The sequence below is a fragment of the Pseudoalteromonas luteoviolacea genome, from assembly GCF_000814765.1.
GTDB lineage: Bacteria > Pseudomonadota > Gammaproteobacteria > Enterobacterales > Alteromonadaceae > Pseudoalteromonas > Pseudoalteromonas luteoviolacea_H.
The window spans coordinates 453,162-471,957 of record NZ_JWIC01000004.1 but is presented as its reverse complement, the minus strand read 5'-3'; the positions used below and the strand labels follow the sequence as shown (position 1 = coordinate 471,957).

The following is an 18,796-nucleotide window of genomic DNA, read 5'->3' as shown; positions in this document are numbered from 1 at the left end:
TATCAATTATTTACTGACTGCTCGTTTTATATTAAATAAAGCGATGGTAAATAAATTGAATAAACTGGCTAGATACGCATAGTGATTATATAAACACACTATGCATAAGAAAGGTAAGACATGTCAGTCACGCTTAACTTTGGAACTTAGCAATAAATTGATCTACCAAAGACTTTTGATCTGACAACGCTTTTTGAGTATTTGACATGGTCTCTAGCGACCTATCAGAGCTTTGTAGCGAATCTGTTGCAAGCTGAGATATGGTCACCGCATTATTATTGAGCTCGTTACTTACCCCTGACATCTCTTCCGTTGACGTTGCAATTTGATAATTCAAACTAGAAATATCATTCACGATTGAGTTGATGCTATCTAAAGAGGCTTTAGTGCCTTCTGCTTTTTCAACACATTGCCCTGACTTTTCCACTCCGTTTTGGATCGCCTGTACAGCACGCTCGGCACGTTGCCTTAGGTTAGCGACAATATCGTCAATTTCCTTAGTTGAATCTTGAGTCCGCTGAGCAAGAGCCCTTACTTCATCGGCAACAACCGCAAAACCTCTCCCCTGTTCTCCTGCTCGCGCCGCTTCAATGGCCGCATTTAATGCCAGTAAATTCGTTTGTTCAGATATGCCACGGATCACATCCACAACGCCACCTATATTCACCGTTTGTGCATTGAGATCTTCGATATCTGATTGAGTCTGCGTTAATTCTTCTGACAAGGTGTAATTATTCTCCATATTTTCATTGACCGCTAAACTGCCCTCTTTCACAGATTTAAGTGCGGCTTCTGACTGAGATGCTGCGTTATTGGTATTCGAAGCGATTTCTTGGATTGTCGCCGTCATTTGGTTAATCGCGGTAGCAAGCGATCCTGTCTGTGCTTGTTGATTGTTCAGCAACTGTGCACTTTTATCGCACTCATCAACGGTTTCTTTGGCATGACCTCGTACTGTATCACTGGCATCTTTAACTCTACCAAGTACCGCGCGTAGCTCTGACTCTCTGGCGAGTAAGGCCAACTCAATCGCAGCAATGTCATTGACCTTATTAATATAAATCTTTTGCATCAGAGGATTGTCGTAGACCTTTCGTGCTTTTTGGCTTAACTCCCGCACCGGTGAAAGTCGTTGATAAGTCAAAAATAAAGCAACCACCACTAACACGGTTTCCAAAATATAAGACCAAGGGGACGGCAAAGACGCAAAAATCATGCTTAGTATATAAAATGCACCAATAATCAACATCATCTGCGTTGACAAGGACATTGAAGCTCTCGTAAAGCTCTCTACCGCTGTGCCATCATTAAGTTTTTGATATATTTTTTCTGCCCGATTAACCACTGCACGATCTGGTTTTGTTCTAACCGATTGGTATTCAACCGTTTGGCCGCTATTATTGGTAATCGGCGTGACATAGGCATTAACCCAGTAATGGTCACCGTTTTTACACCGGTTTTTTACCATTCCCATCCAAGGCTTACCAGACTCGATATAGTTCCACATATTTTGAAATGCGGGTTTTGGCATACTTGGGTGGCGCACAATATTGTGTGGCTTACCTTCTAGTTCATGTAGTTCAAACCCTGCTACTTCACAAAACTGACGATTAGCATATTTAATCTGCCCTTTGGTGTTGGTTGTAGATAGCAAATTATAAGAACTGGGATAGTCGTATTCGCGGTTGGTTACCGTTGATCTTCCTTTAGTCATAGCAACTCACTCTAAATTAAAAAGCAATAGTAAGTGATTACGCTAATGCGAGCATGACAAAAATGACTAAAAATTGTTCTAAATCAAGCTTGTGGAGATAATTGAAAATTTAAATTTATTCATCAACCAAATCTTAATTGAACATGAAAAGATAGGAACTACACAATACCAATCAAAGTCATTAAGCACGAGAGTCAATTGCGCACTGCAATAATAAATTTAAAGTTAGCAAAGAGGATAAAATTAGCAAGAACAGCTGAAAGATAACAAATAAAGTGGCGTCCCCTAGGGGATTCGAACCCCTGTTACCGCCGTGAAAGGGCGGTGTCCTAGGCCTCTAGACGAAGGGGACACAGTGTGTGTCACTAGGACTGGTTATTTTGACTCTTACCATATGAGTTTTTGTTACTTACTTAAAGTAAGTGGCGTCCCCTAGGGGATTCGAACCCCTGTTACCGCCGTGAAAGGGCGGTGTCCTAGGCCTCTAGACGAAGGGGACACAGTGTGTGTCACTAGGACTGGTTATTTAGACTCTTACCATATGAGTTTTTGTACTTACTTGAAGTAAGTGGCGTCCCCTAGGGGATTCGAACCCCTGTTACCGCCGTGAAAGGGCGGTGTCCTAGGCCTCTAGACGAAGGGGACACAGTGTGTGTCACTAGGACTGGTTATTTAGACTCTTACCATATGAGTTTTTGTACTTACTTGAAGTAAGTGGCGTCCCCTAGGGGATTCGAACCCCTGTTACCGCCGTGAAAGGGCGGTGTCCTAGGCCTCTAGACGAAGGGGACACAATATGTGTCACTAGGACTGGTTATTTAGACTCTTACCATATGAGTTTTTGTTACTTACTTAAAGTAAGTGGCGTCCCCTAGGGGATTCGAACCCCTGTTACCGCCGTGAAAGGGCGGTGTCCTAGGCCTCTAGACGAAGGGGACACAGTGTGTGTCACTAGGACTGGTTATTTTGACTCTTACCATATGAGTTTTTGTTACTTACTTAAAGTAAGTGGCGTCCCCTAGGGGATTCGAACCCCTGTTACCGCCGTGAAAGGGCGGTGTCCTAGGCCTCTAGACGAAGGGGACACAGTGTGTGTCACTAGGACTGGTTATTTAGACTCTTACCATATGAGTTTTTGTACTTACTTGAAGTAAGTGGCGTCCCCTAGGGGATTCGAACCCCTGTTACCGCCGTGAAAGGGCGGTGTCCTAGGCCTCTAGACGAAGGGGACACAGTATGTGTCACTAGGACTGGTTATTTTGACTCTCACCATATGAGTTTTTGTACTTACTTGAAGTAAGTGGCGTCCCCTAGGGGATTCGAACCCCTGTTACCGCCGTGAAAGGGCGGTGTCCTAGGCCTCTAGACGAAGGGGACACAATATTAATTTTAAACATTCGAAGTTTAAAACTAATTAATGTCACTAGGACTTTCATTCAACGATGTGCTTGGTGGAGCTAGACGGGATCGAACCGTCGACCTCCTCGCTGCCAGCGAGGCGCTCTCCCAGCTGAGCTATAGCCCCTTTGCATACAGTAAATTTATCACTGTGCATCGCTGAGTGCGGGGCGCATTCTATGCAGGCAGGAAAATAAAGTCAACAATTTTTAGTTAAGTTTTTTCTAATTGCCTTAAAAAGCGCCCAAGAGGACACAATATAAACAAAACCCACTTTAAATTCAAACAAACCTTTTGTTTTAGTTTGATTTTTGTACTGATTTACCCCTCCCTTCCCTACTCTTATTATTGACTGTGACAGGTTTTAACTTTTTCACTCGCCTAACGCTCAATAAATTGTTTAAAAAGCAACAATCACGATTACAATGCCTTAACAGCATTTGTGAGTACAACAACTAAGAGAAATAGCCTGTCACGATGATAAAAAATCAGAATGTTGAAGGTTTTCAACTCCTGTCATTTAAACTCCTTATAATGAAGAACTATTGGAATTGAATTAATTTGCCTATAAATACAGCAAGCAAACGAAAATTTCATTTTTAAGTATTGACTCCTTTGCTTGGCTCCCTATAATAGCGCCCCACAGCAACGCGGTGTTATACACAATGTTTGTTGTAAAATTTAGATATGGGTTGTTAGCTCAGTTGGGAGAGCATCGCCCTTACAAGGCGAGGGTCACTGGTTCAAGTCCAGTACAACCCACCATATCTAAAAATCTATATTGGGTTGTTAGCTCAGTTGGGAGAGCATCGCCCTTACAAGGCGAGGGTCACTGGTTCAAGTCCAGTACAACCCACCAATATAGACTGTAATTTGGGTGATTAGCTCAGTTGGGAGAGCATCGCCCTTACAAGGCGAGGGTCACTGGTTCAAGTCCAGTATCACCCACCAAATTACACTTACCCCGGGTTGTTAGCTCAGTTGGGAGAGCATCGCCCTTACAAGGCGAGGGTCACTGGTTCAAGTCCAGTACAACCCACCATTTAAAATCCGCATCGCGGTTGGATAATATCCATATAATCTATATTGGGTTGTTAGCTCAGTTGGGAGAGCATCGCCCTTACAAGGCGAGGGTCACTGGTTCAAGTCCAGTACAACCCACCAATATAGACTGTAATTTGGGTGATTAGCTCAGTTGGGAGAGCATCGCCCTTACAAGGCGAGGGTCACTGGTTCAAGTCCAGTATCACCCACCAAATTACACTTATCCCGGGTTGTTAGCTCAGTTGGGAGAGCATCGCCCTTACAAGGCGAGGGTCACTGGTTCAAGTCCAGTACAACCCACCATTCTTACTTCTCTTTCTTTTAAATCACGTTTTTCTTCTTGAATTGTATTTTAAGTTCTATCTCAGACTGTTTTAAAAGTTTGAAGAAACGACTAGACTAAAATTATTGTTGGTAACACCCTGATACTGATATGGCCGTTCAACCATTTGTTAATTCAAAAATTTTAATTGTGGAAGAACAACCGCTCGCGCTCAGCTATTTGAAGCAATCGTTAGAACGTTTAGCCTATCGCAACATATTTGTCGCAGAATCAGCAATCGTTGCAAAAGAAACCTGTGAGACCACTAAGTTTGATTTAATCATCTGCTCTTTTGACTTAAGTAAAAGACAAAACGGCTATCAACTATATGAAGAACTGCTAAAAAAACGATTGATCAAACGCAGCACTGGTTTTATTTTTACGTCAGCTGAGACAAGTCCCGAGCTGGTTCATAGCGTTGTTGAGCTGCAACCCGATGACTTTTTGGTTAAGCCATTTACCATCAAAGATCTACAATCAAGGATCGAACGAGTACTCAAAAGAAAGCAAAGTCTAAAGAAACTCTATACCTTAATCGACGATCAAAACTACTCCAAAGCACTCAAGTTTATCAATGCTGAACTAGATGGGCAGCAGACAAGCTACTCTGTCATGTTGCTTAAATTAAAAGGCGAAATGCTACTTAAACTAAAACGGTTTGAGGAAGCGAAACAGTTTTATAAATCAGCGTTAGATTTGCAAAAATTTACTTGGGCAAAACTAGGCTTAGTTGAAGCCCTCATTGCTAACAATGAAGACTTAACGGCACAAAAACTATTAAAGGGGTTAATAGAAAAAAGTGAGACTCGACTTGCAGCATTGGATCTGCTCGGGCGGCTAGAAATTAAATTAAATCAATTTGAACATGCGCAAAAAGCATTACATGAAGCATCGCAAATTGCCCCAAGAAACCTCTCTCGGCAAAAATCTTTAAGTACCGTTGCGATGATTAATCATGATTACGAATGTAGCTACAATGCGCAAAAAGAAATTGCCAGTTTTGCTAGATACTCGATTCACGATAGCCCTGAGGTGTATTTAAATGCAGCAAGGGCCGGTATAGACTTCGCATTGGCAACCGATCAGCATGAGCAAATCAATAAAATTACGCGTCAAACACAGCAATATTTAAACGATTTAAAAAAACAATTTCCTCACGCTATCAATCAAACTCAAATGGACGTGCTGCATGCCCGCTTACATTACCTCAAAGACGAGCATAAAAAAGCACGCCAGTTGATGGAACAGCTCGATGATGAGCCTCAGATCCGCTCTGTCGACGCTGCTCTAGATAAAGCTAAGGCATTTCACGAATTAGGCTTTCAGCATAAAGCACAAGCGCTATTTGGCCAAATAATTGAGCACTGTGAACGCCACCAAAGTCAAGAAGACCCCGTTATGATGCATTATTTACAACAGCAGCACGACGAACGAAAAGACATTACTATGGGTCCCAAAGAGCTCAATAACCACGCAGTGAAACAGTTTAATAAAGGTCAACTTGATGTCGCCTTGGAGGCGTTTTCTCAAGCTTTTAGAGTGATGCCAAAAAACGCCAGTATCGCCTTAAATCTATTACAATGTCTTGCTGATGCAACGGGGAAAAAAGGCATTACGTTTAATACTAACCTTGCCAAAAAATGTCTCAAAGTTTTACAAAACGCTGAACTCGACCCAGATCAAGAGGTACGCTTCGACAAACTTATGGCACAAATGAGGGAAATGGGATTAGCGCAATAAACTAGGGTATCCGCCTCAATTATATGCGCCATATTTACTTTCTTAAGTAACTGTTTCTTGCTTGACCATCGCCAGTGCGTTTACACAATAACGCAAACCACTCGGTTTAGGGCCATCAGGAAAAACATGGCCTAAATGTGCATCACATACATTGCAGACAATTTCCACTCTTGTCATGCCATGGGTAGTGTCCGCATGATAGGCGATGGCATTTTTACTGGCAGGCTGAGTAAATGACGGCCAACCAGAGCCACTTTCAAACTTCTCTTGCGCATCGAATAACAGCTCACCACAACAGGCACATTCATATTGTCCAGGTTCAAACAAACTGCATGATTCAGAACTAAATGGACGCTCAGTGCCCTTGTTTCGAGTTATATGAAACACCGATGGTTCGAGCAAGGCCTGCCATTGCATAAGACTTTTTTCGACCTTTCTGGATGGAGCTGGATTACCTTCGTTCGCCCACGTAAGTATATCTTTCCAAAGTAACATGTTGATATTCCCAAACTAGTTTAATTTTTATTATTAGAAGATAATAATAACTATCTCATCTATCACCGCGGCAGTACACCTGAAGTTTACACCCCATTGATGACACATCTAGGTCAATCAGTGCCTTAACGCAAATAAAATGAATTCGTAACGGACTTAATTTTGAAGCTCAAGGCCTGATACGAATTAACCGTTTAATTAGGTCACAACAGATAGATAAAACCCCCCAATATCATTTAGGCGTCTGGGCGCTTTCTCGTCAAGCTATTTTGTATCTGGTTCCGGCCAGTCGCCAAAAAAACAGGTTAAGTAACGACTGTTGATCAGGTATAAAATAACCCAAGACACTAAGACAATTTGACCTGCAAGATAGAATGAAAATTGATAGTGATTACTGGCTGCTTGCATCACTAACCAGCCAAAATCTAAGACGGCAGCCAACAACATTGGCCAGCGCATATGACGCCATATACGCCCCCACTTTTGTGAACTCGCAGGCCGTCGCATAGAGAATACAACAGCGGGTAACAATGCAATTGCCGCAATTCCTATGGCCACCAAGAAATTGCTCTTAGAGGGAAAGAACACACTCATAATATCGAGGTCTGGTCGCCACGTCAGTGCTGACATCAACCAAACAAGGAAGGGACGAAGCAATACGAGTAAGGCTAAATTGAATCCAAGCGGCGTACGATAGACCCCATATTTATCCCAATATTCAGGCCCAAACCGCCCTATTAACTTACTCACATTGCCCTCTCTCAAATACGACGTATTGGCTCCTCTTTGTAAGGAGCCTTATAATTATTATTTAACCCTGATGCTGTTCAAGTAAGGCGATTAAAGCAGCCTCATCCATGATTTCAACACCCAAGTCTTGTGCTTTTGTTAGTTTAGAACCGGCCTTTTCACCCGCGACCAAAGCATGCGTGTTTTTTGACACACTGCCAGCAACTTTCGCCCCTAATGCTTGTAGTCTCGCTTTTGCATCGTTACGATTTAACTGGCTCAAAGTCCCTGTTAATACATAAGTTAGGCCTTCAAGTGGCTGTGATTGCTCAGTAGGTGCTTCAATATCAGACCAGCGAACCCCCACTTCTTGAAGCTCAGCAACGACCTGTTGATTATGCTGTTCACCAAAAAACGCATGGATATTATGTGCCACAATAACACCAACATCACTCACTTCTTGTAAACTTTCAATGGAGGCATTCATCACATTTTCAAGTGTTAAATAATGATTAGCGAGATTTTGCGCTGTTGCTTCGCCCACTTCTCTAATACCTAACGCATATAAAAACTTTGCCAATGTAGTCTGTTTACCCGCTTCTAGTGCATTGACTAAGTTTTTAGCTGACTTAGGCCCCATGCGCTCTAACGACTCAAAATGGCCTTGACGCAACTTAAATAACTCTGCTGGCGTTTTGATTAACTCTCTGTCCACTAGCTGCTCAACAATCTTATCGCCAAGTCCATCGATATCTAAGGCTTTTCGCGATGAAAAGTGCTTGATTGCTTCCTTTCTCTGCGCTTGGCAAACTAAACCACCAGTACAACGGGCTACAGCCTCACCCTCTACGCGTTCTACATGAGAGTCACAGACTGGACACGTCTTTGGAAATTCAATGTCGTAAGCCTCTTCAGGTCGCTTATCTAATACAACTTGTGTGATCTGAGGAATAACATCCCCTGCACGGCGAATAATGACATGATCTTTCACTTTGATCCCAAGTCGATCAATTTCATCTTGGTTATGCAAAGTCGCATTCGATACGGTCACACCGCCCACAAAAATAGGCTCAAGTCTAGCAACAGGAGTCACAGCCCCTGTGCGTCCAACTTGGAATTCAACATCGAGTAATTGGGTAATTTCTTCTTGTGCAGGAAACTTAAATGCAATTGCCCAACGAGGTGCGCGGGCAACAAAACCCAGTTGCGCTTGTTGTTGCTTATCATCAACTTTGATCACCACACCATCAATTTCATAACTCAATGCATCTCGACGCGTTAAGATATCTTGATAATAAGCCAATGCTTGAGAAACTCCGTCAACACGCCTCGTTTCAGGACACATGGGTAAGCCCCATTGCTTCAATTGCTCCAACTGACCATAATGTGTTTCAGCAAGTTCAGCGCCTTCTACTGTGCCCATTGAGTAGGCATAAAACATCAAAGGTCGCTTTGCGGTGATCTTGGAATCTAATTGGCGCAAACTGCCCGCTGCAGCATTTCTTGGGTTGGCGAATGTTTTTTCATCTTTGGCTAATGCAGTTTCATTGAGTCTTTCGAAACCGGCTTTATCCATAAAGACCTCTCCGCGTACTTCAACCTCTGCTGGGATGTTATCACCTCGTAAGCGCAGTGGAATATTGCGAATGGTTTTTACATTTTCTGTGATGTTTTCGCCGACTTGGCCATCACCACGGGTGGCGGCTTGAACCAGTATGCCATCACGATATAAAATAGACACAGCCAGACCATCTAGCTTTGGTTCACAGCAAAAGGCCAGCTCACTGGATGCCAACAAGCGTTCTTTAATACGACGATTAAATGCGTTAAATTCCGCCTCATCAAAGGCATTATCTAAAGATAACATCGGTACTTTGTGCGTCACCTGATCAAATTTGCTCAGTGCGACTCCCCCCACTTTCTGCGATGGAGAGTCAGCTGTTAACAGTGCTGGATTCGCAGTTTCCAAATCAGTGAGTTCACGCATTAACCTATCATATTCGGCATCCGGCACAGTCGGCATATCCAATACATAATATTTGTAATTATGATCTTCCAGTTGTGCTTTTAATTCATTGATTCTATTGCTGATAGATTCCGACATTTCAACCTCTTAATAAAACAAAAGCCACCGGTCCGTACCAGTGGCTTACTCTATCTTTTTGTTACCCGATACTCGGGTCACCTTGCATCTAAAACTTAAGCTGCAAATTCACGTACTTTTTCGACATACGTGCGAATGGTATCAACGGTCAACGGTTCGCGATTGCTGTCTAATACTTGCGCGCCAAACTCATCTGATAACTTTTTCGCCGCACCATGCAGCATGTTAAACGCTGCCATGCTGTCACCCTCACAGGGTAACGTCATAAACAAGCTCACACCGGCTGTGCTAAATTGCTCCATGTTATCAATATCAAATGTGCCAGGGTTATACATATTGACTAGTCTGAACAGTACCGGGCCATTACCAGAAGATTCTAAATGGCGATTAAAAAAGCCCTCTTCAGAGTATTTAAAACCAAGACTTAACACACTTGGCAGTAACTTAGAGCCAGCCATGGTTAGCCCTTCAGGCATTTGGATGTGTAAAATAATAAAATCTTGCGGCTCTGGTGTAGCTTGCGCACTGTGGCTTGATGACTCAGTACTTTGCTGTTCTGCAGGCTGTGACTGGGTGTCCGTTTGCTCTGTGTCAACTGCACTCGGGTGTGCTTCTTCCTCTACGGCAGCAAAGCTCATATCACTTAGTTCAGGCTCTTTTGGCTTAGTGTCCTCGTTCGCAGTTGATAAGTCTTGTCTACGATCATTTTTGTCTTCTTTTTTTCTAACAGACCATAGCCCATGTATCAGTAGTCCACCTATGATCAACGCACTGATCACGATTAATGCCCATCTTAATTCTGTGGCCATTGTTCACCTTTACTTTTGTTATGTATGTGCCATCTGCACTGCTTGTTCTATATCTACAGCAACTACACGAGAAACGCCAGGTTCCGCCATAGTCACCCCCGTCAGCCTTGCGGCCATTTCCATCGCCACTTTATTGTGGCTAATATAAATAAACTGTACCGCCTGAGACATTTCTTCTACGAGACGACAAAAACGTCCAACATTGGCATCATCTAGCGGTGCATCTACTTCATCCAACATACAAAAAGGTGCTGGATTTAATCTGAAGATAGAAAATACCAATGATAATGCGGTCAGCGCTTTTTCTCCACCACTTAACAGATGAATTGTCGAGTTTTTCTTACCCGGTGGTCTTGCCATTATAGTAACACCACTTTCCAACAAATCATCACTGGTAAGCTCTAAGTAGGCATTGCCACCTCCAAACACTTTCGGAAACAACTCTCCCAAATCACGGTTTACCTGATCAAAGGTCGCTCGAAAACGTGTTTTAGTCTCCCTATCGATCTTTCTTATGGCATTTTCAAGGGTTTCCAATGCCGACGTTAAGTCATCTAACTGTCCATCAAGATACGTTTTTCGTGCCAGAGCTTCGTCAAACTCTTCAATGGCAGCCAAATTGACCGCGCCCAACATCGATAACTTTTGAACCGTGGCTGTTAGTTGACTCTGATACACGCCAACGCTTAACTTTTCATCCAATGTAGCTAACACGCCTTTTAACGTTTGTTTGAGCTCTAACAGCGGCTCAAGCGCGGCTTGAGCTTTAACAACTAAGCTTTGTTCTTGTAATTGTAGCTGCTGTTTTTGCTCTTTGAGCTTCAAACTATTTGCTTGCGCATCCTGCACACTGCTTTGCTTTTCAGATAGCTGTGTTTTTGCCTTTGCAACCTCTTGCTCCATATCCGTCAGCTTTTGTTGCTGAGTCTGGTGCATGGTCAATAATGTCGTTATCTGTGTTTGCGTGTCTAATAGCGGAGCCTCCAGTTGCATCAACTGCTCTGCATTGGCTTCTAACGCAACCACACACTGCTGCATACTCTCTTTTAAATGCTGAGTCTTTGTCGCACTTATCTGTTGATCACTTTGCGCTTGCTGTAACGCTAACTTTGCCAGATGCACTTGCTCTTGTGCTTGAGTTTTACCGACGAGTGTCGCTTGTATTTTCTGTTTGTTCGCCTCAACGAGTAGCTTTTTATCAGCTAACTCTGTTTGTAACCGCTCTATCTGTTCAGTCACTTGCTGATGACTTGTCGCACACTGCTGGACAAGCGTTTGCGCGGATGTGATTTCTTGTCGGATGTTTGTCAACTCGTCAGCGAGCTTATCAGATTGCGCTTGCCACCCTTGCTGCTGAAGTTCTAATACCTCTATACGACTTTTATTCGCGGCAACTTGCTGCGCAACGCGGTGCACGGCTTGCTTATTATTTTCAATAGCCGCTTCAAGCTCAGTATGTTTAGCAATAGAGCGTGCTTTGTCTTTTTCGGCGTTATCAAAAGCCACTTGCAGTTTAGGTAAGTCGGCATTCAAGTTATCCAGCTTTTGATAGTTGGCCAGCTGACTCGCGCTCCCCTCTGCGCGCGGCATTTTAAAATTATCGCCATACACGCACCCCATATCATCAATGGCTAAGATAAAGTGTGCATCTGAAGTAAACGCCCTAGATGAAGCCAACCATTTGATATGATTTATCACACTGGGGTAAATGCCTGACTCTATAAATTGAGCAACACTGTCTGGATCAGGCGCCTTTGCAAGGGCCCAAACTCCAGCACTCTTGGGCGTCTCACTCAAAGGCAATCCATTGAGACCCAGTAGCGCGCTTTCAACTATGTCAGCAAACCCATCTTTCACCTTTAATTGAGCCAAAAAAGAAGGCTGTTGAGCGGCCTCAATTTCACCTAACAATGAAATCAACGTGTCGCGCTCAGCGGTACTTTGCACTAACTGCTGCTGCGTGGCTTGAACACTATTTTGACTTTGCCGCACTTGCTTATCGCTATTTTGGCGTTGTTCCGCCAGTTTTTGTGCTTGACTTTGCAAGCTCGCCATTTCTTTAAGTAGTGACTGTTGCTTTGTACTTTCTTGCGCTAATAACTCGCTACTATTTTGCGACGATAATGTTTCACTATCGAGCACTAGGCTAGCATGACGCTCTTCAACATGAAGTTGCTGTTGCTTTGCCTGTTGCAAAGCAACATTACTGCCTGCATGTTGCTCTTTTATCTGTGCTTCTTGCTCAATGAGTACTTTCAGCGTGTCTTCAACGTCATTATTCAACTGCTGATTTTGCTCATACAACGCCATTCGCTCTTCCAGCTCTGCCTCTACAAGGGCTAAGCGTTCGGCCGCATCTTCGCATTTTTGCTGCTGTAAAGCACAACTGGATTGTTGCTCACTCAACAGAGCCTGCGCCTTTGCCTGCTCCGATTGTAATTTTACTTTTGCTTCGCCCAATTCAACCCGTTTTTCTGTAAGGTGAATTTTTTGCTGTTCAGCTCGGGTCAGCTCTGTATGTGTTTTATGTAACGCTTGCTGCAATACACCAAGTGCATCAGTTAAATGCGTCACTTGCTGCTCAAAACTCGCTACCACATCATTTTGCCCACCATGGGCTTGTTCTAAAAACTGTAGTTTTTCATCTAATTTAGCAATTTGCTGCACTTTTTGTTGCAGCTTATCGTTAAAGTCCTGCCACTTTAACACTGCCAATTGACCTTTTAAGGTTCGTTCTTTGGATTTTAATTCTTTATACTTTCTTGCGGCTTCCGCTTGCTGGGCCAATCTATCAAGCTGCGATTGCAGCTCTTTACGCATATCCAATAAACGCTCAAGATTATCTCGCGTGCTCTTTATTCGCGTTTGCGTTTCTCGTCTACGCTCTTTGTACTTGGAAACTCCGGCCGCCTCTTCTAAAAAGACCCTCAGTTCATGTGGCTTACTTTCGATAAGCCGCGAGATCATGCCTTGTTCTATAATCGAGTAGCTACGAGGTCCTAAGCCTGTGCCGAGGAAAATATCCGTAATATCACGACGACGGCACTTGCTACCGTTTAAGAAATACAAAGATTGACCATCTCGGGTCACTAAACGTTTGATAGCGATTTGATTTCTGTCTGCCAGCGAACCTGGTAATGTCCCTCGGGTATTATCAAACATCAGCTCGACAGAAGCTTGTGAAATGGCTTTACGGTTTGTCGAGCCATTAAAGATAACATCTGTCATCGCATCACCGCGTAAGTTCTTAGCCGAACTTTCACCTAATACCCAGCGTACCGCATCAATAACATTAGATTTGCCACAGCCATTTGGCCCAACCACACAGGTCATTTGATCAGGAAATGGGATCTTAGTTGGCTCTACAAAGGATTTAAACCCGGCGAGCTTAATGTGACTTAAACGCATAGACAGAGTTGTTTATTTTTATGACTACAGTAACAGTCGTACATTAGATTGAGCGGCGAAAGTTATCAAGTATGATACCCGTGGCCATCGCTACATTCAGTGACTCAGCTTGTCCATATGCGGGGATCGTAATAGGTTGGTTAACGTACTGCCCTGCTTGCTCACGGATCCCGTGTGATTCGCTGCCCATCACCAACACACCTTGAGTTGAGAAAGGTGTTTTATGCACACTTTGTCCATCTAGGTAAGCACCATAAATCGGCCCGTCATACTGACTTAAAAACTGGTTCAAATCGGTCCTAACCACATTCACTCGAACAAAAGAGCCCATTGTGGCACTGATCACTTTTGGATTTAAGTGATCTGCACAATCTTCACTGACCACCACTTGCTTAAGCCCATACCAATCCGCTAAACGAATGATCGTCCCTAGATTACCCGGATCAGATACTCCATCAAGCGCTAACACAAGACCGCTGTTATCAATGTCTTTTGTTTCAGGGATAGGCACTATGGCAAGCGCGGCATTATTACTCACTAAGGTGCTCACCTTACTGAGTGATTGCTCATCACATTCGATTACTGAGCACTGCTTTAAGGCTGTTTGATGCGTGCTGATAAACTGTGGCGTGGCAAATACCTGCTGTACTTCAACACCTGCTTGCAATAATTCCAAGACATTTTTTTCACCTTGAACAAGATATAGACCATGTTGTTTACGGTATTTTTTTTGTGCCAGAGCGCGAACAAGTTTTTGTTGATTTTTAGACAGCATACACACCTCATTTGGTTAAGGAGCGAAGTATATACACAATATAGAATAAAAGGCAGTGTAATTGCCCAAGACGAGGTAGGATGCACTACAAATGAGCAGAATAATCACACGCAGCTTACTTTGCACTCAGTTAAAAGAGTGATTACAATAGCGGCACAATATTCATGTGATACCGATTGATATCACTCTCACCAACCCCTAGTTGAGACGCCGTTATGTCCGCAGAGCTTCATGTAATTCTTTTAAATGTTGTCATCCTCTTTATTGCTTATTTTGCGATATACCCAACATATGCAGGAAATGACTTTAAAAAGATCTCTGCTCAGGATTTTATTGCTTCAATGGTCTCTTTAGGTATTGCAGGATCAGTTTATTTTGCGACAGGTGTCGAATTTACTCTGTTCTTTTTTGAAGTTAACTGGGCATGGTTTACCTTGGTGAGCTTTACCATCATCGAGTTACCATTATTTTATTGGTATGCCAAGCGCCATAATGTCAAACTTCCTTAGACTGCAAAAAGGCATTAAAAAAGGCATCATTAAGATGCCTTGGCTTTAATTTACATTAACTTTGGGGGAACTGTTACATTTCTTTATTGTGCAGAATTTGCGCAATCACATCTTTAAAATCATGACTCGGCTTCAAGGTTGAAATCACGCCATTACTGCTCTTAACCAGATCGATAATATCAAAATAGCCCACTGCTTTTTTCTGGCTATTTTGCACAAACAAATAAGATAGACCATCCGCTTCAATCGTCGCCTTGATATCACCTACATGCGCGTTAACCACCTGTGCAGTCGATATTTGTCTAAGCGAAGTCATCGGTACCATCAAGTCAGAGACCACCAGCTCACTGCGACTCAAGCCCATGGTTTGCGCCTTTTCTAGCACGTTACGGCTACCCAGTTGAGCCAATGCGATTAACCCCACAGGCTCATTCGCTGAACTCATAACTAAAGCCACCGACTGATGCGTTTTATTTAATACCAGAGTCGCATCGTCCAAACACGCATCAACATCAATATGTATTGCTGGCAATGGTCGAAGAAACTGCTCTGCTGGAAGCTGTTCAAATGTTTGAGTACTGGTAGTGACGACATTAAATGTATTGTTAATGACAGCGCCCTCGTCAACGGCTGCTGTTTTTAGTGCATGATAAAAGCTCATGATCCACCTCACGACGATTAATTAGAATTAATAATGTTGTTTTAAAAGGGGATTAATAAGCTGGGGGCGCGCGAATTCGAGTACTTTGCGGTTGAGAGTTAAAGGTGGCAGAAAAAACAAGCAGGATCTGTTGCGCATCAAACTGAGTACTTTTTGATGCAACAAACGGCAAAGCTTCATCAATATCGACATCTAAAAACTGAATGTCTAAATCGGCAATGAGCTCTACAACCTGTTGTCTTTCTTCTGCTGCATGCGCACCCGCCGCCGTTACACAAAGTAACGTCGCTAAGCTGACTGCAAACAATAGATGAAAGACGCGCATGCTATTTTTTCTCCACAAGAATCTAATAATTAGTGTATGGACTCACCTAACCGTTTACAAGGGGGAGGCGGTGAATATGTACCTAAGATAATTGTAAGAGAGTGTGACATAAGTTCATGAGCCTAAGAAAATCAAGCCTTTGACGTAATTCAATGAGACGAAAAAATCACTCACTAAAATGACAATAACGATTATAATAAGTGTCAACTGTTCCCAATTTAGAGTTTACTTATGCAAATTACCAAAGGGATGGAGTACTTTATCGCAGGCTTCTCAATGCTTGGCCAAAAAGGATTAAAACGATTCGTCTTTATTCCGCTTTTGATCAACATCGTTTTATTTGGCGGCTCGCTTTTTTTCTTGTTTGACTGGTTAACACAAGGATTTGAGTACTTAAACAGCGCCTTGCCAAGCTGGCTAAGTTGGCTCGAATGGTTACTTTGGCCACTGGCCATTTTAATTATTTTATTCAGCTACAGCATGGTATTTACGGTGATTACTAATTTTATCGCTGCACCTTTCAACGGATTATTGTCTGAAAAAGTAGAATTACATCTAACAGGCCAGCCGATCAATGACGATGGTTTTGCTGATATCGTTAAAGATGTGCCGCGTATGCTGGGTCGGGAGTGGACTAAACTCTGTTACTACCTGCCTCGCGCCATTATTTTCTTTTTAATGTTGTGGATGTTACCCGTCATAGGGCAAATTCTGTGGATCCTATTTACCTGCTGGATGTACAACGTGCAATATAATGATTACCCATTTGATAACCACAAGATTAGCTTCACACAAATGAAGCAAGATCTTAAAGGCCAGCAAGGGCTTTCATATGGATTTGGTTTTGCTGTTTTTGTGCTTACAGCCATCCCGTTTGTTAACCTCATAGTGATGCCTGCAGCAGTGTGTGGCGCAACCAAGCTCTGGGTAGAAAATTATCGCGGTAACTACCGCTAACGGCTCATACAAACGTCATAATTCATACCGATAATAGTTAAAAAAACAACCTTACTGGGACGTTATGCAATTTTTAACTACTATCGTACTTACCGGGGCACTGCTATGCAGTGCCTATTCACACGCCACTGCTCAGCTAGGGCCTCGACCTTTTTATTTGGTCGAACAAATGGCCCCTAGCGCTTTAAAAACAAAACTATCACGATGTATGAATAGGCCCGTATTTAAAAGTGATTTTTCTATTGGCCACCGTGGTGCGCCAACACAATTTCCTGAACATACCAAAGAGTCATATCTGGCAGCTGCGCGCATGGGGGCGGGTATCCTTGAATGTGATGTCACATTTACCAAAGATAAAGAACTCGTTTGTCGCCACGCACAGTGTGACTTACACACCAGTACCGACATTTTGCTACGCCCCGAGCTTGCCGCGAAATGTAGCCAACCTTTTACACCTGCAAATACAGAAACGGGCACGCCTGCCAGCGCGAAATGCTGTACGTCAGATCTAACGCTCAATGAATTTATGCAACTTAAAGGTAAAATGGATGGTGCCAATCCAAACGCGCAATCACCTCAAGAGTACGTTAAAGGAACTGCCAATTGGCGAACTGACTTATATTCTGCTTCAGGGACTTTAATGACACACGCGCAAAGTATTGAGTTGTTTAAGTCTTTGCGTGTCAAAATGACACCTGAATTAAAAGCCCCAGCGGTCGATCTGCCATTTGACGGGATGACTCAAGAGGATTATGCACAGAAAATGATTAAAGAGTATCGCTTGGCAGGCGTCTCTCCTCGTAAAGTATTCCCTCAATCATTCAATATTGAAGATGTACAATATTGGCGACATCAAACACGCTTTGGTAGACAGGCGGTGTATTTGGATGGACGCTACAGTGATGAGAATTTTGACCCTAATAACCCTTTGAGTTGGCAACCGAGCATGGGTGAAATCAAAGCCAGTGGAGTAAATATTATCGCGCCGCCACTGTGGGTGTTATTAACATTAGACGAAACAGGTAAACTTGTTCCCTCCCCCTATGCAAAAGCAGCCAGAACCGCAAATTTAGATATTATTACTTGGACACTTGAACGTTCAGGCTTAATTTCCCAAAACGGGGGATGGTATTACCAAGGGATCAATGACGCAATCAAAAATGAAGGCGACGTCTATACCGTATTGGATGTACTGGCAAAACACGTTGGCGTTAAGGGCGTGTTTAGCGACTGGCCTGCGACCACCACATTTTATGCAAATTGCATGAACCTGTATTAACCCTTTCTGTGCGATGTGCAATCTACTTTGCACATCGCACTTGTTACAACACGCTTAGAAGTACTTGCTTGTACCGATCGTGCCAGGGCCTGTGATTGGTCCAGTGATGGTACCTGGGTTTGTAATTGTGCCAGTGTAAGGACCATCTGGATCAGTTGGACCTGTCTGAATAATCGTGCCATGTGGCGTCACTGTGCCGATATGGTCGCCACCCACATTGACATATGCACCATCTGCACCACCGATATGGTTAGTCATCTTTGATGGGATAACGGCAGCATCTTGAGAAAGCGCTTTTAATTTACGTTTTTTAAGATTTAACATTTTTTACTCCTAATTAAAATCGCCTCAAATACTACAAACCAATTAAAGTTCAGCAACTTATACAATAAAATAAAAATAAAAAATTAGCCTAAATAATATAAGTGCACATTTTTTAGCACGCTCATATTCTAATAAAAACCCATTAATTAGGGTTTGATAACAAAAATATAAGGCAAATAAGCAAGCTTAATTTGCCTTATCTA

At 43.0% G+C, this 18,796-nt stretch carries 14 protein-coding genes and 16 tRNA genes; 11 read left to right on the top strand and 19 right to left on the bottom strand.

Annotated elements, in window-relative coordinates; genetic code table 11:
* Nucleotides 1–133: 133 nt before the first annotated feature.
* The 10 genes from JF50_RS05265 to JF50_RS05220 all read right to left on the bottom strand — a co-directional run bounded on the left by JF50_RS05265 (nt 134) and on the right by JF50_RS05220 (nt 3,239).
* Complete coding sequence (locus tag JF50_RS05265; protein ID WP_039608418.1) at nt 134–1,714, bottom strand: PAS domain-containing methyl-accepting chemotaxis protein; 1,581 nt, start codon at nt 1,712–1,714, stop codon at nt 134–136.
* Between the two features lie 276 nt (nt 1,715–1,990).
* Nucleotides 1,991–2,066 (bottom strand) — tRNA-Glu (locus tag JF50_RS05260).
* A gap of 71 nt (nt 2,067–2,137) precedes the next feature.
* Nucleotides 2,138–2,213 (bottom strand) — tRNA-Glu (locus JF50_RS05255).
* A gap of 70 nt (nt 2,214–2,283) precedes the next feature.
* Nucleotides 2,284–2,359 (bottom strand) — tRNA-Glu (locus JF50_RS05250).
* Nucleotides 2,360–2,429: 70 nt separating this feature from the next.
* Nucleotides 2,430–2,505: transfer RNA gene (locus tag JF50_RS05245), tRNA-Glu, on the bottom strand.
* 71 nt (nt 2,506–2,576) lie between these two features.
* Nucleotides 2,577–2,652: transfer RNA gene (locus tag JF50_RS05240), tRNA-Glu, on the bottom strand.
* Between the two features lie 71 nt (nt 2,653–2,723).
* Nucleotides 2,724–2,799, bottom strand: a tRNA-Glu gene (locus JF50_RS05235).
* 70 nt (nt 2,800–2,869) lie between these two features.
* Nucleotides 2,870–2,945 (bottom strand) — tRNA-Glu (locus JF50_RS05230).
* A 70-nt stretch (nt 2,946–3,015) separates the two neighbouring features.
* Nucleotides 3,016–3,091: transfer RNA gene (locus JF50_RS05225), tRNA-Glu, on the bottom strand.
* 72 nt (nt 3,092–3,163) lie between these two features.
* Nucleotides 3,164–3,239 (bottom strand) — tRNA-Ala (locus tag JF50_RS05220).
* Between the two features lie 562 nt (nt 3,240–3,801).
* Here JF50_RS05220 and JF50_RS05215 point away from each other — a divergent pair.
* The 8 genes from JF50_RS05215 (at nt 3,802) to JF50_RS05180 (ending at nt 6,218) form a co-directional block, all read left to right on the top strand.
* Nucleotides 3,802–3,877 (top strand) — tRNA-Val (locus JF50_RS05215).
* 18 nt (nt 3,878–3,895) lie between these two features.
* Nucleotides 3,896–3,971 (top strand) — tRNA-Val (locus JF50_RS05210).
* Between the two features lie 16 nt (nt 3,972–3,987).
* Nucleotides 3,988–4,063: transfer RNA gene (locus tag JF50_RS05205), tRNA-Val, on the top strand.
* Between the two features lie 15 nt (nt 4,064–4,078).
* A tRNA-Val gene (locus JF50_RS05200) sits at nt 4,079–4,154 on the top strand.
* A 46-nt stretch (nt 4,155–4,200) separates the two neighbouring features.
* A tRNA-Val gene (locus tag JF50_RS05195) sits at nt 4,201–4,276 on the top strand.
* Between the two features lie 16 nt (nt 4,277–4,292).
* Nucleotides 4,293–4,368: transfer RNA gene (locus tag JF50_RS05190), tRNA-Val, on the top strand.
* Between the two features lie 15 nt (nt 4,369–4,383).
* Nucleotides 4,384–4,459 (top strand) — tRNA-Val (locus JF50_RS05185).
* Between the two features lie 130 nt (nt 4,460–4,589).
* On the top strand, nt 4,590–6,218 hold the full coding sequence (locus tag JF50_RS05180; protein ID WP_039608417.1) for a response regulator: 1,629 nt from the start codon (nt 4,590–4,592) through the stop codon (nt 6,216–6,218).
* 42 nt (nt 6,219–6,260) lie between these two features.
* On the opposite strand, the gene msrB is transcribed toward JF50_RS05180, so the two are convergent.
* From msrB to JF50_RS05150, 6 genes are all read right to left on the bottom strand, one after another.
* Nucleotides 6,261–6,713, bottom strand: coding sequence for a peptide-methionine (R)-S-oxide reductase MsrB (msrB, locus tag JF50_RS05175; protein ID WP_039608416.1), 453 nt, complete (start codon nt 6,711–6,713; stop codon nt 6,261–6,263).
* Nucleotides 6,714–6,977: 264 nt separating this feature from the next.
* Complete coding sequence (locus JF50_RS05170) at nt 6,978–7,451, bottom strand: DUF2919 domain-containing protein (RefSeq protein ID WP_039608831.1); 474 nt, start codon at nt 7,449–7,451, stop codon at nt 6,978–6,980.
* A 73-nt stretch (nt 7,452–7,524) separates the two neighbouring features.
* Entirely contained in the window at nt 7,525–9,546 is a 2,022-nt protein-coding gene (ligA, locus tag JF50_RS05165) for an NAD-dependent DNA ligase LigA (protein WP_039608415.1), read from the bottom strand.
* 95 nt (nt 9,547–9,641) lie between these two features.
* Nucleotides 9,642–10,355, bottom strand: a complete 714-nt coding sequence (zipA, locus tag JF50_RS05160) for a cell division protein ZipA (RefSeq protein ID WP_039608414.1) — start codon at nt 10,353–10,355, stop codon at nt 9,642–9,644.
* Between the two features lie 18 nt (nt 10,356–10,373).
* On the bottom strand, nt 10,374–13,763 hold the full coding sequence (locus JF50_RS05155; RefSeq protein ID WP_039608413.1) for a chromosome segregation SMC family protein: 3,390 nt from the start codon (nt 13,761–13,763) through the stop codon (nt 10,374–10,376).
* A gap of 43 nt (nt 13,764–13,806) precedes the next feature.
* Nucleotides 13,807–14,538 (bottom strand): TrmH family RNA methyltransferase, encoded by a 732-nt coding sequence (locus JF50_RS05150; protein WP_039608412.1) that lies wholly within the window; start codon nt 14,536–14,538, stop codon nt 13,807–13,809.
* 215 nt (nt 14,539–14,753) lie between these two features.
* Between JF50_RS05150 and JF50_RS05145 the strand changes: the two genes are divergently transcribed.
* The gene (locus JF50_RS05145; RefSeq protein WP_039608411.1) at nt 14,754–15,047 is read left to right on the top strand and encodes a hypothetical protein; all 294 of its coding nucleotides are present in this window, start codon (nt 14,754–14,756) and stop codon (nt 15,045–15,047) included.
* A gap of 73 nt (nt 15,048–15,120) precedes the next feature.
* Here the strand turns inward: JF50_RS05145 and JF50_RS05140 are convergent, their stop codons facing one another.
* Both JF50_RS05140 and JF50_RS05135 read right to left on the bottom strand, forming a co-directional pair.
* Nucleotides 15,121–15,708 carry a hypothetical protein gene (locus tag JF50_RS05140; RefSeq protein ID WP_039608410.1) on the bottom strand — a complete coding sequence of 196 codons (588 nt, stop codon included), beginning with the start codon at nt 15,706–15,708 and terminating at the stop codon, nt 15,121–15,123.
* A 52-nt stretch (nt 15,709–15,760) separates the two neighbouring features.
* Entirely contained in the window at nt 15,761–16,033 is a 273-nt protein-coding gene (locus JF50_RS05135; protein WP_039608409.1) for a hypothetical protein, read from the bottom strand.
* 231 nt (nt 16,034–16,264) lie between these two features.
* On the opposite strand from JF50_RS05135, the gene cysZ reads away from it, so the two are divergent.
* Entirely contained in the window at nt 16,265–16,990 is a 726-nt protein-coding gene (gene cysZ, locus JF50_RS05130) for a sulfate transporter CysZ (RefSeq protein WP_039608408.1), read from the top strand.
* A gap of 64 nt (nt 16,991–17,054) precedes the next feature.
* Nucleotides 17,055–18,269: a glycerophosphodiester phosphodiesterase family protein gene (locus tag JF50_RS05125; RefSeq protein ID WP_039608407.1), complete on the top strand. Its 1,215-nt coding sequence runs from the start codon at nt 17,055–17,057 to the stop codon at nt 18,267–18,269.
* A gap of 54 nt (nt 18,270–18,323) precedes the next feature.
* Here the strand turns inward: JF50_RS05125 and JF50_RS05120 are convergent, their stop codons facing one another.
* A complete protein-coding gene (locus tag JF50_RS05120) occupies nt 18,324–18,593 on the bottom strand; it encodes a hypothetical protein (RefSeq protein WP_039608406.1) in 270 nt (89 codons plus the stop codon).
* Between the last annotated feature and the right edge of the window lie 203 nt (nt 18,594–18,796).

Bases quoted from the DNA above. Each gene is read 5' to 3' on its own strand.
- JF50_RS05265 (WP_039608418.1), bottom strand. From the start codon at position 1,714: ATGACTAAAGGAAGATCAACGGTAACCAACCGCGAATACGACTATCCC.
- JF50_RS05180 (WP_039608417.1), top strand. From the start codon at position 4,590: ATGGCCGTTCAACCATTTGTTAATTCAAAAATTTTAATTGTGGAAGAA.
- msrB (WP_039608416.1), bottom strand. From the start codon at position 6,713: ATGTTACTTTGGAAAGATATACTTACGTGGGCGAACGAAGGTAATCCA.
- ligA (WP_039608415.1), bottom strand. From the start codon at position 9,546: ATGTCGGAATCTATCAGCAATAGAATCAATGAATTAAAAGCACAACTG.
- zipA (WP_039608414.1), bottom strand. From the start codon at position 10,355: ATGGCCACAGAATTAAGATGGGCATTAATCGTGATCAGTGCGTTGATC.
- JF50_RS05155 (WP_039608413.1), bottom strand. From the start codon at position 13,763: ATGCGTTTAAGTCACATTAAGCTCGCCGGGTTTAAATCCTTTGTAGAG.
- JF50_RS05150 (WP_039608412.1), bottom strand. From the start codon at position 14,538: ATGCTGTCTAAAAATCAACAAAAACTTGTTCGCGCTCTGGCACAAAAA.
- JF50_RS05145 (WP_039608411.1), top strand. From the start codon at position 14,754: ATGTCCGCAGAGCTTCATGTAATTCTTTTAAATGTTGTCATCCTCTTT.
- JF50_RS05140 (WP_039608410.1), bottom strand. From the start codon at position 15,708: ATGAGCTTTTATCATGCACTAAAAACAGCAGCCGTTGACGAGGGCGCT.
- JF50_RS05135 (WP_039608409.1), bottom strand. From the start codon at position 16,033: ATGCGCGTCTTTCATCTATTGTTTGCAGTCAGCTTAGCGACGTTACTT.
- cysZ (WP_039608408.1), top strand. From the start codon at position 16,265: ATGCAAATTACCAAAGGGATGGAGTACTTTATCGCAGGCTTCTCAATG.
- JF50_RS05125 (WP_039608407.1), top strand. From the start codon at position 17,055: ATGCAATTTTTAACTACTATCGTACTTACCGGGGCACTGCTATGCAGT.
- JF50_RS05120 (WP_039608406.1), bottom strand. From the start codon at position 18,593: ATGTTAAATCTTAAAAAACGTAAATTAAAAGCGCTTTCTCAAGATGCT.